The organism is Micromonospora sp. H61 (assembly GCF_018070325.1).
In the GTDB taxonomy this organism is placed as follows: domain Bacteria; phylum Actinomycetota; class Actinomycetes; order Mycobacteriales; family Micromonosporaceae; genus Micromonospora; species Micromonospora salmantinae.
Map to the genome: position 1 here is coordinate 33,429 of NZ_JAGPXY010000049.1, position 15,229 is coordinate 48,657.

General features: G+C 71.4%; 13 protein-coding genes. 5 read left to right on the forward strand and 8 right to left on the reverse strand.

All coding sequences use genetic code 11. The features are described 5' to 3' along the window. Positions 1-13: 13 nt before the first annotated feature. The 8 genes from KBX08_RS22420 to KBX08_RS22455 all read right to left on the reverse strand — a co-directional run bounded on the left by KBX08_RS22420 (position 14) and on the right by KBX08_RS22455 (position 8,157). Positions 14-685, reverse strand: coding sequence for a BON domain-containing protein (locus KBX08_RS22420; protein ID WP_210785378.1), 672 nt, complete (start codon positions 683-685; stop codon positions 14-16). 177 nt (positions 686-862) lie between these two features. Continuing rightward, on the reverse strand, positions 863-2,488 hold the full coding sequence (locus tag KBX08_RS22425; RefSeq protein ID WP_210785379.1) for a trypsin-like peptidase domain-containing protein: 1,626 nt from the start codon (positions 2,486-2,488) through the stop codon (positions 863-865). Positions 2,489-2,550: 62 nt separating this feature from the next. Continuing rightward, entirely contained in the window at positions 2,551-4,107 is a 1,557-nt protein-coding gene (locus KBX08_RS22430) for a cell wall metabolism sensor histidine kinase WalK (RefSeq protein WP_210785380.1), read from the reverse strand. Continuing rightward, complete coding sequence (locus KBX08_RS22435; protein ID WP_030336721.1) at positions 4,104-4,805, reverse strand: response regulator transcription factor; 702 nt, start codon at positions 4,803-4,805, stop codon at positions 4,104-4,106. Before KBX08_RS22435 ends, KBX08_RS22430 begins: the two co-directional genes overlap by 4 nt. An 86-nt stretch (positions 4,806-4,891) precedes the next feature. Then, a complete protein-coding gene (locus KBX08_RS22440) occupies positions 4,892-5,503 on the reverse strand; it encodes a PadR family transcriptional regulator (RefSeq protein ID WP_210785381.1) in 612 nt (203 codons plus the stop codon). Then, positions 5,500-6,324, reverse strand: a complete 825-nt coding sequence (locus KBX08_RS22445) for a DUF4097 family beta strand repeat-containing protein (protein WP_210785382.1) — start codon at positions 6,322-6,324, stop codon at positions 5,500-5,502. The genes KBX08_RS22440 and KBX08_RS22445 overlap by 4 nt, the downstream gene beginning before the upstream one ends. Positions 6,325-6,448: 124 nt before the next feature. Next, a complete protein-coding gene (locus tag KBX08_RS22450) occupies positions 6,449-7,387 on the reverse strand; it encodes a 1-acyl-sn-glycerol-3-phosphate acyltransferase (protein WP_210785383.1) in 939 nt (312 codons plus the stop codon). Continuing rightward, a complete protein-coding gene (locus KBX08_RS22455; protein ID WP_210785384.1) occupies positions 7,384-8,157 on the reverse strand; it encodes a GNAT family N-acetyltransferase in 774 nt (257 codons plus the stop codon). The genes KBX08_RS22450 and KBX08_RS22455 overlap by 4 nt, the downstream gene beginning before the upstream one ends. A gap of 159 nt (positions 8,158-8,316) precedes the next feature. On the opposite strand from KBX08_RS22455, the gene KBX08_RS22460 reads away from it, so the two are divergent. The 5 genes from KBX08_RS22460 (at position 8,317) to KBX08_RS22480 (ending at position 15,199) form a co-directional block, all read left to right on the forward strand. Next, positions 8,317-8,964: a hypothetical protein gene (locus KBX08_RS22460; RefSeq protein WP_210785385.1), complete on the forward strand. Its 648-nt coding sequence runs from the start codon at positions 8,317-8,319 to the stop codon at positions 8,962-8,964. A gap of 142 nt (positions 8,965-9,106) precedes the next feature. Beyond that, positions 9,107-10,042 carry an ABC transporter ATP-binding protein gene (locus tag KBX08_RS22465; RefSeq protein WP_210785386.1) on the forward strand — a complete coding sequence of 312 codons (936 nt, stop codon included), beginning with the start codon at positions 9,107-9,109 and terminating at the stop codon, positions 10,040-10,042. Continuing rightward, entirely contained in the window at positions 10,039-10,851 is an 813-nt protein-coding gene (locus tag KBX08_RS22470) for an ABC transporter permease (protein WP_203121789.1), read from the forward strand. The genes KBX08_RS22465 and KBX08_RS22470 overlap by 4 nt, the downstream gene beginning before the upstream one ends. Positions 10,852-11,139: 288 nt before the next feature. After that, positions 11,140-14,895 (forward strand): multifunctional oxoglutarate decarboxylase/oxoglutarate dehydrogenase thiamine pyrophosphate-binding subunit/dihydrolipoyllysine-residue succinyltransferase subunit, encoded by a 3,756-nt coding sequence (locus tag KBX08_RS22475; protein WP_210785387.1) that lies wholly within the window; start codon positions 11,140-11,142, stop codon positions 14,893-14,895. 118 nt (positions 14,896-15,013) lie between these two features. Continuing rightward, positions 15,014-15,199: a DUF6104 family protein gene (locus KBX08_RS22480; protein ID WP_007464679.1), complete on the forward strand. Its 186-nt coding sequence runs from the start codon at positions 15,014-15,016 to the stop codon at positions 15,197-15,199. Positions 15,200-15,229 lie beyond the last annotated feature (30 nt).

Below are 15,229 nucleotides of genomic sequence, written 5' to 3' on the forward strand. Positions count from 1 at the left end.
ACATGGCGGACGATCACCCGCCCACCAGGAGTTGGTCGTGGACCACCCGCACCCCGGGCGCGGACCACGCCACCCGCTCGACCTGATCGCGTTCCCACCAGGAACGGACCACACCGGCGAGGACCAGCGTGTCGCCGTCCACCTCGACTGTCACCCGCTCGCCGCCGAGCGTACGCAGCAGCGCCCGCTGGACGTCGCGTCGCAGCCGCTCGGCGGCCGGTGGCGCCGCGGGGCGTACCTCGATCAGGTTGGTGATCCCCCGTACGCCGTCGAGCCGGCGCACCTCGCCCTCGGCGGCCCGCCGCTGCCACCCGAACTCGACCTCACCGCGCAGCATCAGCCAGCCGTTTGCCACTGTCACGTCCAGCCGTTCCGCGGGTACGAAGCTGTCCCACTCCAAGGCGCGGGTGGCGGCGTTGGCGACCTCGGCGTCGGTGCGCCCCGGAGTGCCGGGCAGCCGCACCTCCATCTCGTCGGCCACCGCCCGTACGCCGCGAACCCGCTGTGCACACCGCGTCGCGGCCCAGCCGCGCGCGGCACCGTCCACGAATCCGGTCAGGGTGACCACGCCCTGGTCGACGGTCACCCCGATCTCGTTCGGTTGCAGCCGGGCGTCCCAGGCCAGCTCGGCCAGAACGTCGCGTTGGATCCGCTGGTCGTCGCGGACACCCACCACCTCGGTCATGGCACCTACCCCCGGTTCCGGTCGTCGCCCTCCGAAACTGCCGGGCGGACGGGTGACGGCGGTTCACCCGATCCGGGTGAACCGCCGTCCGGGCGGAAAAAAGCGGCGGGTGACGGAGCCGACCCCCTCGGCCCCGCCACCCGCCGCCGGAGGGAGGAAGCAGGTTCAGACAGCTGGTCAGGACGTCTCGGCGAGTGTCACGGTCTCCGTCTTCTCGACACCGTTGCGCTTGAACTGCACCTCGACCCGGTCGCCGACCTTGCCGGCCTGCACCGCGCCGACCAGGTCGTCCGAGTCGTTGACGGGCTTGTCGCCGAACCGGGTGACGACGTCGCCGCGCTGGAGGCCGGCCTTCTCCGCCGGGCTGCCCGGGGTGACCGACGCGACGAGGGCCCCGCCGCCCTCGGCCTGGTTGACGCCGACTCCGAGCGACGGGTGGCTGACCTTCTCGCCACGCTGGAGCTTGCCCGCGACGTCCTTGGCCTTGTTGCTGGGGATGGCGAACCCGACACCGATGTTGCCGGTGCTCTGCCCGGAGGTCGCGATGGCGGTGTTGACGCCGATCACCTCACCCCGAGTGTTGACCAGGGCGCCGCCGGAGTTGCCGGGGTTGATCGGGGCGTCCGTCTGGAGCAGCCCGGAGATCGAGCTGACCGGCTGGCCCTGCTGCTGGGTCGGGTCCTGCGGCTGACCCTCACCGGCCCGGATGGTGCGGTCCCGGGCGCTGAGGATGCCCGAGGTCACCGAACCCTGCAGACCGAGCGGGCTGCCCAGGGCGAGCACCTGGTCGCCGACCTGCATGGCGTCGCTGTCGCCGAACTTGGCCGGCTTGAGGTCGCTCACCCCGTTGGCCTTCACCACGGCCAGGTCGGTCTTCGGATCGGTGCCGATGATCTTCGCGTCGGCGGTCTTGCCGTCGGCGAAGACCACCCGCACGGCGTCGCCGGCGGCGGACGCGACAACGTGGTTGTTTGTCAGCACGTATCCGTCGGCGCTGAGCACCACCCCGGAGCCCTCACCGCTGCCGGTGGTGATCGAGACGACGCTGTCCTGCACCGACGCGGCGATCTTCGGCAGATCGGCGCCATTGATCACCGGAGCCGCGGAGTAGGTACGGGTGATGCCACCGCCGTCGGCGTCGAGGGCGAGCGCGAGTGCCCCACCAGCCACGCCGGAACCGAGCATCAGGGCGAACACCGCGACACCGGCACCGGCGAACTTGGCGATCCGACCCGGCCGGGGGCCGCTGCCGGGCGGCGCGACCTGCGGGCCCCACGGCGGGACCGGCTGGCCCGGGTGGTGCGGGTGCTGCCCGGGGTGCTGGGCGTGCTGCCCGGGGTGCTGCTGGTGCTGGGCGTACGCCATGCCCGGCTGGCCCCCGCCGGCCCAGCCGGACTGCTGGCCCGGGTACCAGGGGGCACCGGGGTAGTGGCCGGCGGCCGGCTGCGGGTAGCCGGGCTGGCCGGGCGCCGGGTGACCGGAGACCGGGTAGGGCGGCGCGGACGCGGCGGCGGCCGGGCGCTCGTAGCCGGTCGACGGCTCGTACCCGGTCGGCTGAGCGGCGGTCGGCTGGCCGACTGGCGCGGCGGAGCCGGGGTACCCGACCGGCGTGGCGGCTGTGGTCTCCGCGTCACCGGTGGTGGAGGCGACCGTCGGGTCGCCGCCGGTCGAGACGACCGGTACGGGGGTGGTCGGGGAGTCGGACTGCACGCGCTCGTCGCGCGGCAGCTCGGCGGTGGGGTGCGACGGCTCGGCGTCGGTGGGGGCCGGCCGGCGCTGCGGGTCGGACTCGAACTCGGTCATGGCACTACCTTCTCCTCCGGCACTGCAATCAACCTGGAACCGTCCTGGAAGTTGGCTGAAAGTCACTCGCCCGCTCCGTCGACCTGCGGCAGCAGTGGCAGCCGAACCCGGAACGTGGCCCCGCCGCCGGACGTCTCGGCCACCTCGACCGAACCGTGATGGGCGGCGACCAGGGCGGCCACGATGGCCAGGCCGAGGCCGGTGCCGGTGTTGCCGTCGGCCCGCCGGGTACGGGCCGCGTCGGCCCGGTAGAACCGTTCGAAGACGCGTTCCGCCTGCTCGGCCGAGAGGCCGGGACCGGTGTCGGCCACCTCCACAACGGCGAAGCCACCCGGTTCGGCGCGCAGCCGTACCCGGACTTCGGCCTCCGCCGGGGTGTGGGTGAGCGCGTTGGTGACCAGGTTGCCGATCACCTGCCGTAGCCGCGCGTCGTCGGCGGAGACGACGAGCGGGCCGGATTCGGGCGCGATCTCCAGCTCGATCCGCCGGTCCGGTGCCATCGCCCGGGCGGCCTGCACCGCGTCGGAGGCGAGCACCGGCAGCTCCACCGGGGTCAGCGAGAGCGGCCGTTCCATGTCCAACCGGGCGAGCAGCAGCAGGTCCTCCACCAGCAGCCCCATCCGGGCCGCCTCGTCCTCGATCCGGCGCAGCAGGCCGGCGGTCTGTTCCGGCGCACGGGCCGCACCCTGCCGGTACAGCTCGGCGAAGCCACGAATGGTGGTGAGCGGAGTCCGCAGCTCGTGCGAGGCGTCGGCGACGAACTGCCGCATCCGCTCCTCGGAGCGGATGGCCCGCGCTTCGGACGCCTGAGCGGCGGCGGCGGCGTCCCGGGCGGCGCTCTCCGCCCATCGGGCCGAGGTCTCCGACGCGGCTCGGGCAGTGAACGCCGCCTCGATCTGGGTGAGCATCGCGTTCAGCGCACGGGATAGCCGGCCCAGCTCCGAGGTCGGCTCGGCCTGTCCCTCCTCCGGGTCGGGCACCCGGCGGGTCAGATCACCGCCGGCGATCGCCGCGGCGGTCTGTTCGATCTCGACGAGGGGCTTGAGGCTGGTCCGGACGATCGCCGCGCCGACCGAGGCCAGCATGATCAGCACTGCGCCCCCGACCAGGAGGTCTATCCAGACGAGCTGCTTCACCGCCCGGTCCACCTCGGTCAGCGGCTGACCCACGGCCAGCACCGAGCCGTCCGGTTGAGCCGCGTAGTAGACCCGCCACCGGGTGAGGCGATCGTGTGAGACGACCGTCCGCGGCTCGCCCTCCGCCGCCTCGAAGTCCTTGCGGCTGGCAGGAAACGTGGGCAGCTGTTCAGGGTCGAAGTTGCGCTTGTCGTACAGGGGGTCGTACACCCGCCGCTCGTCGGCCACGATCACGACGTAGTCGCTGGGCAGCACCGCGCCGACCTCACCGCTGCGCAGCTTCAGAAGCACCTGGCCGAGGCCCTGGGCGGTCGACCGGACCTGCCCGTCGACCTGGCCCTCCAGGTAGTTGCGAAGGAAGTACGCGGTCAGCGAGCTGATCACCAGAAGCGCGACGGCGACCAGCGCGAGCACCGAGGTGACCAGCTTCACCCGCAGCGGAACGCTGCGCACCCGTCCCTTCGCCTGCTGGACCGCGTTCACGCCGCCGGCTTGCGCAGGACGTACCCGACGCCGCGAAGAGTGTGGATCAGCCGGGGTTGGGTGGTGTCGACCTTGCGCCGCAGGTAGGAGATGTAGGACTCGACGATGTTGTCGTCGCCCCGGAAGTCGTAGTTCCAGACGTGGTCGAGGATCTGCGCCTTGGACAGCACCCGGTTGGCGTTGAGCATCAGGTACCGCAGCAGCTTGAACTCGGTCGGCGAGAGTTGCACCCGCTGACCGGCCCGGTGCACCTCGTGGGTCTCCTCGTCCAACTCCAGGTCGGCGAAGGTGAGCCGGGACGGGGCCTGCTCGCCGGTGGTGGTGCGGCGCAGCACGGCGCGGATCCGCGCGGTCAGCTCCTCCAGGCTGAACGGCTTCGTGACGTAGTCGTCGCCGCCCAGGGTCAGCCCACGGATCTTGTCGTCGGTGGCGTCCCGGGCGGTCAGGAACACCACCGGGGTACGCGTGCCGCCCTCGCGGAGCATCCGGATGACCTCGAAGCCGTCCAGGTCGGGGAGCATCACGTCAAGCACCACCAGGTCGGGCCGGTGGTCCTTGGCGGCGTTCAGCGCCGCGCTTCCACTTGTCGCGGTTGCCACGTCGAAGCCCGCGAACCGCAGGCTCGCGGAGAGCAGTTCGAGGATGTTGGGGTCGTCCTCGACGACAAGCAGTCGCGCCTCGGTCTGGGTAGCGGGCATGTGCCCATCATCGGTGACGTCACTGCGCCAGCGCTGGACGCTTCCTGAAAAAAGGCTGTGAGTCGCTGACCATCCGGCGACGCCGGTCAGCGCAGCAGCCGACGCAACCCGTCCAGGGCGCCGTCGAGCAGCCGGATCGCGGTGCGCAGCTGGGTGTCACTGAACTGTCGGGCGTGCATCAGCCGGCCCACCTCGGCGGTGAACGCGGCCAGCCGCTTGTCGAGTTCGTCGCGCAGCTCGGCCTGCGGCCCGGTGGTCGACGCCGGCCTGGGCTGCGGTGCGGGCGCCTCCCACCGGGCCCGTCGGGTCTGCCGGGTGGCCTCGCTCAACTCCCGCTTGAGGTCGCGTGCCGATCCGCGTACCTCGCTGCGGATCTCGCCGGCCAGGCTGGAGAGGTCCGCCACGGAGGCCGCGATGTCCGTTTCCAGGGCGGTCAACTCACCGGCCCGCTGACGCAGTTCGGCCCGGCCGGCGTCGGTGATGTCGTACGTCTTGCGGCCGCCGGCCGCGGTGTGGCTGACCAGACCCTCGACCTCCAGCCGCTGCAGGCGGGGGTAGATGGTGCCGGCGCTGGGCGCGTACAGCCCGAGGAACCGGTCCTCCAGCAGGCGGATCAGCTCGTAGCCGTGCTTCGGGCCGTCGTCGAGGAGCTTGAGCAGGTAGAGCCGGAGCCGCCCGTGGCTGAACACGGCGGTCACGGCAGCTCCTCCCCATCGTCGTCGACGGCTCGGGCGAGCAGGGCGATGCTCCCCGAGGTCGCGGAAGCCCAGAGCTTACCTTCGCCGGCGCCGAGCACCCCCTCGCTGCTGGGCAGTGGGAACGTCGAGGTGCGCAGCTGCGGAAAGCCGCTGGTGATCCGGCCGGAGGCGGTGTTCAGCTGAACGGCGAGGTCGCTGTCCGCGCGGACCCGAACGGTGATGCTGCCCGAGATGGTGGTCAACCGGATCTCGCTGCGCCGGGGGTTGTCCAGGTCGCAGGTGATGGCGCCGGAGACGGTCTGTGCCCGTACCCGGTCGGCGGCGCTGTCGGCGAGGATCACCTCCCCGGAGACCGTCTCCACTGTGAGGTCGCCGCGGACGCCGAGCGCCTCCACCGGCCCCGAGGTGAGCTTCGCGGAGGTGCTGCCGCGCAGCCCCATCAGGGTGATCTGGCCGGCGACGACGTTGGCGGTGGTCTGCCGGCGCAGGCCGGAGGCGACCAGCGAGCCCGCGACCAGACCCAGATCGGCGAGGACGTCGGCGGGTACGGCGACGGATACGTCCACCCGGGGATAGCGGTGGATCATCCGGAACCAGCGCAGGACGTCCGACCAGCCCCGACCGCGCTCCTGACGGATGCTGAGCCGACCGTCGGTGTGGTCGATCAGGACCGGCCGACGGCCGACCTGGGTCACGTCGATCCGGGTCGGCCCGTCGGTGGCGACCACGTTGAGCCGCCCACTGATCAGTCGAACGTCCAGCCGGACGACCGGAGTGTCCACTGTGAGCCGTTGCGGGCTCTCGACCGTCCATCCGGCCATGGCGTCCCCCTCTCGACGACGCGCGGGAGGCACGCCGAACAGGAGGAGAATGTAACGCGATACATCGCGACACCACAAGACAGGTCGCGAGTTGGTCGCCGGCTCGGCGCTCGGCGTGCTCCCCTCAGGCCGCCAGGTCCAGCTCCCGATCGACGAGCGGAGCCGGCCCGGGAACGACCGGGGTCACCGTCGGCACCGGCCGCAGCCGGGCCCGCGCCACGGCACCCACCGTCGGCACCAGGTGTACGGCCGACTCGGCGGCCCGGGCCAGCAACCGCCGGTCGGCGTCACGGGCCGGGTGCAGCGCAGCGGCGATCGTCACCGAGACCACCAGCTCCCGCGCCGCGACCACCCGTGCCACCGAGCGCAGCAGGGTGTCCGCACCCAGGAAGGCGGCCGCCGTGGTGGTCGACCCGGTGGCCGTGCAGCGATAGGTGAGCCGCAACGGAACCACCGGGCTGCCCGTGTCGATGGCCGCCTGGAACGTCGCGGGCCGGAACCCACCGCCGGGGCGGCAGTCGGTGGCACCGTTCCCGGCACACCACGTCGTACCCTCCGGAAAGACCGCCACCGACCGCCCGGCGCGCAGCGCGTCGGCCACCCGGGCGACGGTCCTCGGCAGCGCCAGCGGCCGGGCGCGGTCCACGAAGACAGTGCCCGCCGCCGCGGCCAGCAGTCCGACCACCGGCCAGGAGCGGACCTCCCGTTTCGCCACCATCCGGGTGGGCGCGACCGCCAGCACCGCGAGGATGTCCAGCCAGGAGACATGGTTCGCGACCAGCAGCGCGCGCCGCCGGGGCAACCGACCCCGGACCACGAGGCGGACGCCGAAGGCGCGCGCGGTGGCCCGCGCCCAGCCGCTGAGCAGCGCCTTGCGTTCCCGACTGGGCAGCACCGGCAGCAGCGCCACCACCGGGATCCCGGCCAGCAGCATGCCGAGCGCGGCGACCAGCCGGAGCACCCGGCGGGCCACCGGCACCGTGGGCACCTCGCCGGCCGCCGGCAGGCAGTCGTCGTCGCAGCCCGAGGAGGGCCGCCACAGGTCGCGCGGCACGGCGGTCACCGCTGCTCACCGCCCAGGAAGTGCCGCAGGTAGCGCGGGTTCATCCGGTCCAGGGAGAAGAGGACGTAGAAGTCCGCGCACCCGAAGTCGCTGTCGTACGAAGGCTCGCCGCAGATCCACGCGCCGAGCCGGAGGTAGCCACGCAGCAGCGGCGGAACCGTCACCCGCCCGGCCGGGGCAGCGGCGACCGGGCCGGCGGCAGCCGCCTCGGTGAACCAGGGCCGCAACGGGCGGACCCGCAGCGGCGGCGGCGACAGGTGCCGGGCCCGGGCCTGGCTCCACACCTCGGCCACCGTCCGCCCGCCGTCAGCCACCGGCACCGAGGCGCAGCCGCCGAGCCAGCGGGAGCCGCGCAGGTGCAGGTACCGGATGATGCCGGCCCACATCAGGTTGATCACCGCGCCGGAGCGGTGGTCCGGGTGCACGCAGGACCGGCCCGCCTCGACCAGGTCGTCGCGGAGCGGGTCGAGCGGCCTCAGGTCGAATTCGTCCTCGGCGTAGCGCCGGCTGGTGCGCCCCGGCGGCAGCAGCCGGTACGTGCCGACCACCTCGCCGGTGCTGTCCTCGCGGACGATCAGGTGGTCGCAGTACGCGTCGAAGGGGTCCACGTCCAACCCGGCCTCGCCGGGAAGGAGGGTGGCACCGAGTTCGGTGGCGAACACCTCGTGGCGCAGGCGTTGCGCGGCCGCGACCTGGGTGGGGTCGTCGGCGATCAGCAGGGTGTATCCGCTGGTCTTCAGGGGTGCGCCAGCGGCATGCAGAACGGCCATGGGATCTGTGTAGGTGCCCGGGTTGCCATTCACGGGGACCACTGGTGTCGATCGGATGAACGCCGGCAGGCGAGACCGCTAGCGACGCCCGGCGCAGACCGTGCGAGGCTGCCGGACCAGGCCGGCGACGGCGCCGACACGCACCACCGGAGGTCGAGGATGCGCATCGAAACCCGCTACAACGGGCCCGCCGGTTCCGGCAACGGCGGCTGGAGCGCGGGGATCTTCGCCGCCGAGGCGGGCGGCAGCGAGCCGGTCGAGGTGACGCTGCGCCGGCCACCACCGCTGGAGACCGAGCTGACTCTGGCCGACGGCGAGGTCCGGGACCCGGCCGGCGAACTGGTGGCCGAGGTGCGCCCGGCCGGGGTGCTCGATGCCGTCGTACCCCCGGTCGACCTGGAGACGGCGGTGGCCGCCGCGGCCCGCTACCCCGGCCTGGTCGAGCATCCGTTCCCCAGCTGTTATGTCTGCGGGCCGCAGCGGGCCGACGGGCTGCGGATCTTCCCCGGCCGGCTGCCCGACGGCCGGACCGCCGCGCCGTTCCGCGCGCCCGAACAGGTCAGCGCGGCCACGGTCTGGGCCGCGCTGGACTGCCCCGGCGGTTGGGCGGTGCTCGCGCCGGGCCGCCCGTACCTGCTGGGGCGGATCGCCGCAGTGGTCGCGGCGCTGCCCGAGCCGGGCGACGAGTCCGTGGTGACCGGGGCGTTGCTGCGCGTCGAAGGGCGCAAGGCGCTCGTGCACACCAGCCTGTACGGCCCGGACGGGTCGTTGCTCGGCGCGGCGCGGGCAACCTGGATCGCCCGCTGAACCCCTGCCGTAGTCCGCAGGGATGAGTCGCCTCCACCCCGCGACGGAGGCAAACGTACCGACCGCGCCTGATTGACCTTGTTGCCACGGGCCGTCACGCTGTGCCACGGCGTACCTCGACGCCACACACGGGAGGAGAACGATGACTGACGGGCAGCGAAGCCCCACCAGCGACGGTCAGATCGTGGTGTCCGGTCTGACGAAGCAGTACAAGAACGTCCGGGCGGTGAACAACCTGTCCTTCACCGTGGCGCCGGGACGGGTGACTGGCTTCCTCGGCCCGAACGGCGCAGGCAAGACCACCACGCTGCGCATGCTGCTGAATCTGGTCACGCCGACCGCCGGCACGGCCACCATCAGCGGCCAGCGCTACGTCGACCTCGCCAACCCGCTGCGGCAGGTCGGCGCGGTGCTGGAGGCGTCCAGCGCGCACAAGGGCCGCACCGGTATCAACCACCTTCGGGTCATCTGCGCGGCGGCCGGGCTGCCCAAGCAGCGGGCCGACGAGGCGTTGGCCCTGGTCGGGCTCACCCCGGCGGCGAAGCGCAAGTTCAAGGGTTACTCGCTGGGCATGAAGCAGCGGCTCGGCATCGCCGCCGCGATGCTCGGTGACCCCCGCGTGCTGATCCTCGACGAGCCGGCCAACGGGCTGGACCCGGAGGGCATCCGGTGGATGCGTGGGTTCCTCAAGAACCTCGCCCACGAGGGTCGTACGGTGCTGGTCTCCAGCCACCTGCTGTCGGAGATGCAGCTCCTCGCCGACGACGTGGTGATCATCGCGGCCGGGCAGTTGGTCCGGCAGGGACCGGTCGACCAGGTGCTCGGGTCGATGGCCCAGGGCGCCCGGGTCCGGGTCCGCACCCCGCAGGCCGAGGCGTTGACCGCCGCCCTCAAGGCGCAGTCGGCGACCATCGAGACCGACGAGCAGGGTGTGCTGCTGGTCGGCGGGGTGGACGCCCCGACGATCGGCCGGTCCGCCCTCGCGGCCGGGGTCGAGCTGCACGAACTGACCACCGAACGGCCCGATCTGGAACGGGTCTTCCTGGAGCTGACGGCCGGAAAGGCGGGCATCCGATGAACCTGGTCCGATCCGAGCTACTCAAGATCCGTACCACCAGCACCTGGTGGTGGCTGGCCCTCGGCGCGTTCCTCTCGATCGCCCTGGCGTTCGCGATCAACGCGTGGTTGGCCGTCACGACGCTCGGCGGCGACGCCGAGGAAATCGGCGTCAGCGCCGAGCAGGCCACCGCGCCGGCGCAGGCGGCGAACCTCTACACCTCGGGCCAGTACCTCGGGCTGATGTTCGTGATGCTCATCGGCATCCTGATGGTCACCAACGAGTTCTTCCACCAGACCGCGACCACGACGTTCCTGACGACTCCCCGGCGAACGTCGGTCATCGTCAGCAAGCTCGTCGCCGCCAGCCTGCTCGGCTTCATGTTCTGGCTGGCGACCACGCTCATCGACCTGGCCGCCGGCGCGATCTTCCTGTCCGCCAACGACTACGGCACTCAGCTCGGTGAGTGGCCGGTGCAGCGGGCGCTGTTGTTCAACCTGCTGGCCTACGCGATCTGGACGATCCTCGGGGTGGGCATCGGCACGCTGATCACCAACCAGCTCGGTGCGGTGATCACGGCGGCGGTGCTCTATCTGATCGGCACCCAGGTGGTGGGTCTGCTGTTCCTGCTCCTGTCGAACGTGCTCGACAGCCAGGCGGTGCTCAAGTGGCAGGTGATCTGGCCCGCTGTGGCATCCCAGGTCATGATCACGGAGGGCACCTCGGAGTTCACCCCGTCCTGGTGGGTCGGGGCCCTGGTGCTGATCGGCTACGCGCTGGTCAGCGGAATCGCCGGAGTCCTGCTCACCCGGCGGCGCGACATCGCCTGATGGCGTCTGCGACTCCGGGGCGGCGACGACAGGCTGACCGCCCCGGGGTCGGGCCTCACCATCGGTGACCGGCCGCGCGAGGGCCGGGGTGTTACCAGTTCGACACGGTGCGCGCAGGCGTTGCTGAACTTCTGGCATCTTCTGTGAAACCGGCCACGGGACCGAGGCGGAAATGCCTGCGGGATCGGTACGGCGTAGCCTGGGAGCCGTCTAGTCCGTGCTCCTAATCGGGCGCGACGGACCCACCGCGTGCCACACAAACCCGCGTGAAAGAGGCGATTACCGGCCGTGTCGACCCAGCAGACTTCGCAGGAGAACCCACTGGCGGGTTTCGGCCCGAATGAGTGGATCGTCGAGGAGATGTACCAGCGCTACCTCGCCGACCCATCGAGCGTCGATTCGGCCTGGCACGACTTCTTCGCCGACTACCGACCGGCACCGGGAGCGGGCACCCCGCGCGGCGCCGAATCGTCGGACAAGCCGGCCGCCGCCCCGGAGCCGGACGGTCAGCCGGAGGCGGCCGCCACTGTCGCCCAGCCGAGCACCCCGGCCAAGCCGGCGACCGCGAGCAAGCCGGCCGCCGCCCAGCCGGCGCCGGCCAAGCCCGCCGCCGCGGCCACGCCGAAGGCCACACCCGAGAAGGCCGCTGCGGCCAAGCCGGCCGCCAAGGCCGCCGCGCCGAGTGCCGACGGCCCGCAGACCACGCCGTTGCGGGGCGTCGCGGCGAAGATCGTCCAGAACATGGACGCCTCGCTGAGCGTGCCCACCGCGACCAGCGTGCGCGCGGTCCCGGCCAAGCTGCTGGTGGACAACCGCATCGTGATCAACAACCACCTCGCCCGCGGGCGGGGCGGCAAGGTCAGCTTCACCCACCTGGTCGGCTACGCGATGGTTCGCGCGCTGGTCCAGCACCCCGAGATGAACAACTCCTTCGCCGAGGCCAACGGCAAGCCGGCGGTGCTCCGCCCGGCACACGTCAACCTCGGCATCGCGATCGACCTCGCCAAGCCGGACGGCAGCCGCAACCTGGTGGTCCCCTCCATCAAGGGCTGCGAGCAGATGGACTTCCGGCAGTTCTGGCAGGCGTACGAGGACGTGGTCCGACGGGCGCGGCGCAACGAGCTGACCATGGAGGACTACTCCGGCACCACGATCTCGCTGACCAACCCGGGCGGCATCGGCACCGTGCACTCGATGCCGCGGCTCATGCAGGGGCAGAGCGCGATCATCGGCGTCGGCGCGATGGAGTACCCGGCCCCCTACCAGGGGATGTCCGAGGCCACCCTGGCCGAGCTGGCGGTCAGCAAGATCATCACGCTGACCAGCACGTACGACCACCGGATCATCCAGGGCGCGCAGTCCGGCGAGTTCCTCAAGGTGATGCACGAGCTGATCCTGGGCGAGCACGGCTTCTACGACCAGATCTTCACCGCGCTGCGCATCCCGTACGAGCCGGTGCGCTGGATGCGCGATGTCGCTGTCAACTCCGAGGGTCAGATCAACAAGACCGCCCGGGTGCACGAGCTGATCCACGCGTACCGGGTGCGCGGTCACCTGATGGCCGACACCGACCCACTGGAATTCAAGATCCGCAAGCACCCCGACCTGGATGTCCTCCAGCACGGGCTCACCCTGTGGGACCTGGACCGCGAGTTCCCGGTCAACGGCTTCGCCGGCCGGCAGCGGATGAAGCTGCGCGAGATCCTCGGCGTGCTGCGCGACTCGTACTGCCGCCGGGTCGGCATCGAGTACATGCACATCCAGGACCCGGAGGAGCGGCGCTGGGTCCAGGAACGGATCGAGCGCAAGTACGAGAAGCCGTCCGCCGACGAGCAGAAGCACGTGCTCAACCGGCTCAACGCCGCCGAGGCGTTCGAGACCTTCCTCCAGACGAAGTACGTCGGCCAGAAGCGCTTCTCGCTGGAGGGCGGCGAGTCGTTGATTCCGCTGCTCGGTGAGGTGCTGGAGTCCTCCGCCGAGAACGGGCTGGACGAGGTCGTCATCGGCATGGCCCACCGCGGTCGGCTCAACGTGCTGGCCAACATCGTCGGCAAGCCGTACGAGAAGATCTTCTCGGAGTTCGAGGGTCACCTGGACCCGCGCTCGACGCAGGGCTCCGGCGACGTGAAGTACCACCTGGGTCAGAACGGCAAATTCACCACCCCCGACGGCGAGCACGCGGTCAAGGTGTCGGTGGTGGCCAACCCGTCGCACCTGGAGGCCGTCGACCCGGTGCTGGAGGGCATCGTCCGGGCCAAGCAGGACCGGATCGACCTCAAGCTGGAGGGCTACACAGTGCTGCCGCTGGCGGTGCACGGTGACGCCGCCTTCGCCGGGCAGGGCGTGGTCGCCGAGACGCTCAACCTGTCCCAGCTGCGCGGCTACCGCACCGGCGGCACCGTGCACGTCGTGGTGAACAACCAGGTCGGCTTCACCACCGCCCCTGAGTACAGCCGGTCCAGCCTCTACAGCACCGACGTGGCCCGGATGATCCAGGCGCCGATCTTCCACGTCAACGGCGACGACCCGGAGGCCGTGGTCCGGGTGGCCCGGCTGGCCTTCGAGTACCGGCAGACGTTCAACAAGGACGTCGTGATCGACATGGTCTGCTACCGCCGGCGCGGGCACAACGAGGGCGACGACCCCTCGATGTCCAACCCCCAGATGTACAAGATCATTGACTCGAAGCGCTCGGTCCGCAAGCTCTACACCGAGGAGCTGATCGGCCGCGGTGACATCACCGTGGAGGACGCGGAGGAGTTGCTGCGCGACTACCAGGCGCAGCTGGAGAAGGTCTTCAAGGCCACCCGCGACGCCGCCTCGGCACCGCGCCAGCTCAACCGGCCGCGCCGCGAGGAGGAGCCGGAGCCGCAGGTCGACACCGCCACCGACGCGTCGGTGGTCAAGGCCATCGGCGAGGCACACATCAACCTGCCGGAGGGCTTCACCCCGCACAAGCGGATCCAGCAGTTGCTGGACCGGCGGGCCAAGATGTCCGTCGAGGGCAACATCGACTGGGGCTTCGGCGAGATCATCGCGCTCGGGGCGCTGCTGCACGACGGGGTCACCGTCCGGCTCGCCGGGCAGGACTCTCGTCGCGGCACGTTCGTCCAGCGGCACGCCTCGGTGGTCGACTCCCGCACCGGCGACGACTACCTGCCGCTGAAGTCGCTCACCGGCGACGGCGACCGCTCCCGGTTCTTCGTGCACGACTCGCTGCTCAGCGAGTACGCGGCGATGGGCTTCGAGTACGGCTACTCGGTGGAGAACATCAACGCCCTCGTCGCCTGGGAGGCCCAGTTCGGCGACTTCGTCAACGGCGCCCAGTCGGTGATCGACGAGTTCATCTCGTCCGGTGAGGTGAAGTGGGGCCAGCGCTCCGCCATCACCCTGCTGCTGCCGCACGGCCACGAGGGTCAGGGCCCGGACCACACCTCCGGCCGGCCGGAGCGGTTCCTGCAGATGTGCGCCGAGGACAACATGCGGGTGTCCATCCCGACGACCCCGGCGAACTACTTCCACCTGCTGCGCCGCCAGGCCCTGTCACCCAAGCGCAAGCCGCTTGTGGTGTTCACGCCGAAGTCGCTGCTACGGCACAAGCTCTGCGTCTCGTCGGTGGAGGACTTCACCACCGGCACCTTCCAGCCGGTGCTGCGTGACACGGCCGCCCCGGCGCCGGAGGCGGTGAAGCGGGTGCTGCTCTGCTCCGGCAAGGTCTACTACGACCTGTTCCAGGCCCGGCAGGAGCGCGGCGTCACCGACACCGCGATCCTCCGGCTGGAGCAGCTGTACCCGCTGCCGGTGGAGGAGATCCGGGCCGCCCTCGGGCAGTTCCCGAACGCCGAGGACTTCGCCTGGGTGCAGGAGGAGCCGGCCAACCAGGGTGGCTGGTCGTTCGTCGCGCTCAACCTGCTGGAGCACCTCACTGACGTTCGGCTGCGGCGGATCTCCCGCCCGGCCGCGGCCGCCCCGGCGGTCGGCTCGGCCAAGACCCACGAGGTCGAGCAGAACGCGCTGATCGAGGCGGCTCTTCCCCGCCCGTGACCTGACCTGAGCACGGAAGCCGGGGCAGGGCCGTTCCACACGGTCCTGCCCCGCTCCGTCGGTCCACCCGCCATCTCATCCGCCCGGCCCGAGCCGGGCCGAGCACAAGGACGTACCCATGTACTTCACCGACCGTGGCATCGAGGAGCTGGTCGAGCGCCGGGGCGACGAGCAGGTGACCTTGGAGTGGCTCGGCGAGCGCCTGCGCGACTTCGTCGACCTCAACCCCGACTTCGAAACCCCCATCGAACGCCTGGCAACCTACCTGGCACGCCTGGACGACCCCGACGACGAAGACGCCTAACCCCATCCCCCACCCCACCCCCACCCCCAC

Coding starts and splice junctions, on each gene's coding strand:
- KBX08_RS22470 (WP_203121789.1), top strand. CDS start 10,039: ATGAACCTGGTCCGATCCGAGCTACTCAAGATCCGTACCACCAGCACC.
- KBX08_RS22480 (WP_007464679.1), top strand. CDS start 15,014: ATGTACTTCACCGACCGTGGCATCGAGGAGCTGGTCGAGCGCCGGGGC.
- KBX08_RS22445 (WP_210785382.1), bottom strand. CDS start 6,324: ATGGCCGGATGGACGGTCGAGAGCCCGCAACGGCTCACAGTGGACACT.
- KBX08_RS22460 (WP_210785385.1), top strand. CDS start 8,317: ATGCGCATCGAAACCCGCTACAACGGGCCCGCCGGTTCCGGCAACGGC.
- KBX08_RS22455 (WP_210785384.1), bottom strand. CDS start 8,157: ATGGCCGTTCTGCATGCCGCTGGCGCACCCCTGAAGACCAGCGGATAC.
- KBX08_RS22420 (WP_210785378.1), bottom strand. CDS start 685: ATGACCGAGGTGGTGGGTGTCCGCGACGACCAGCGGATCCAACGCGAC.
- KBX08_RS22425 (WP_210785379.1), bottom strand. CDS start 2,488: ATGACCGAGTTCGAGTCCGACCCGCAGCGCCGGCCGGCCCCCACCGAC.
- KBX08_RS22465 (WP_210785386.1), top strand. CDS start 9,107: ATGACTGACGGGCAGCGAAGCCCCACCAGCGACGGTCAGATCGTGGTG.
- KBX08_RS22435 (WP_030336721.1), bottom strand. CDS start 4,805: ATGCCCGCTACCCAGACCGAGGCGCGACTGCTTGTCGTCGAGGACGAC.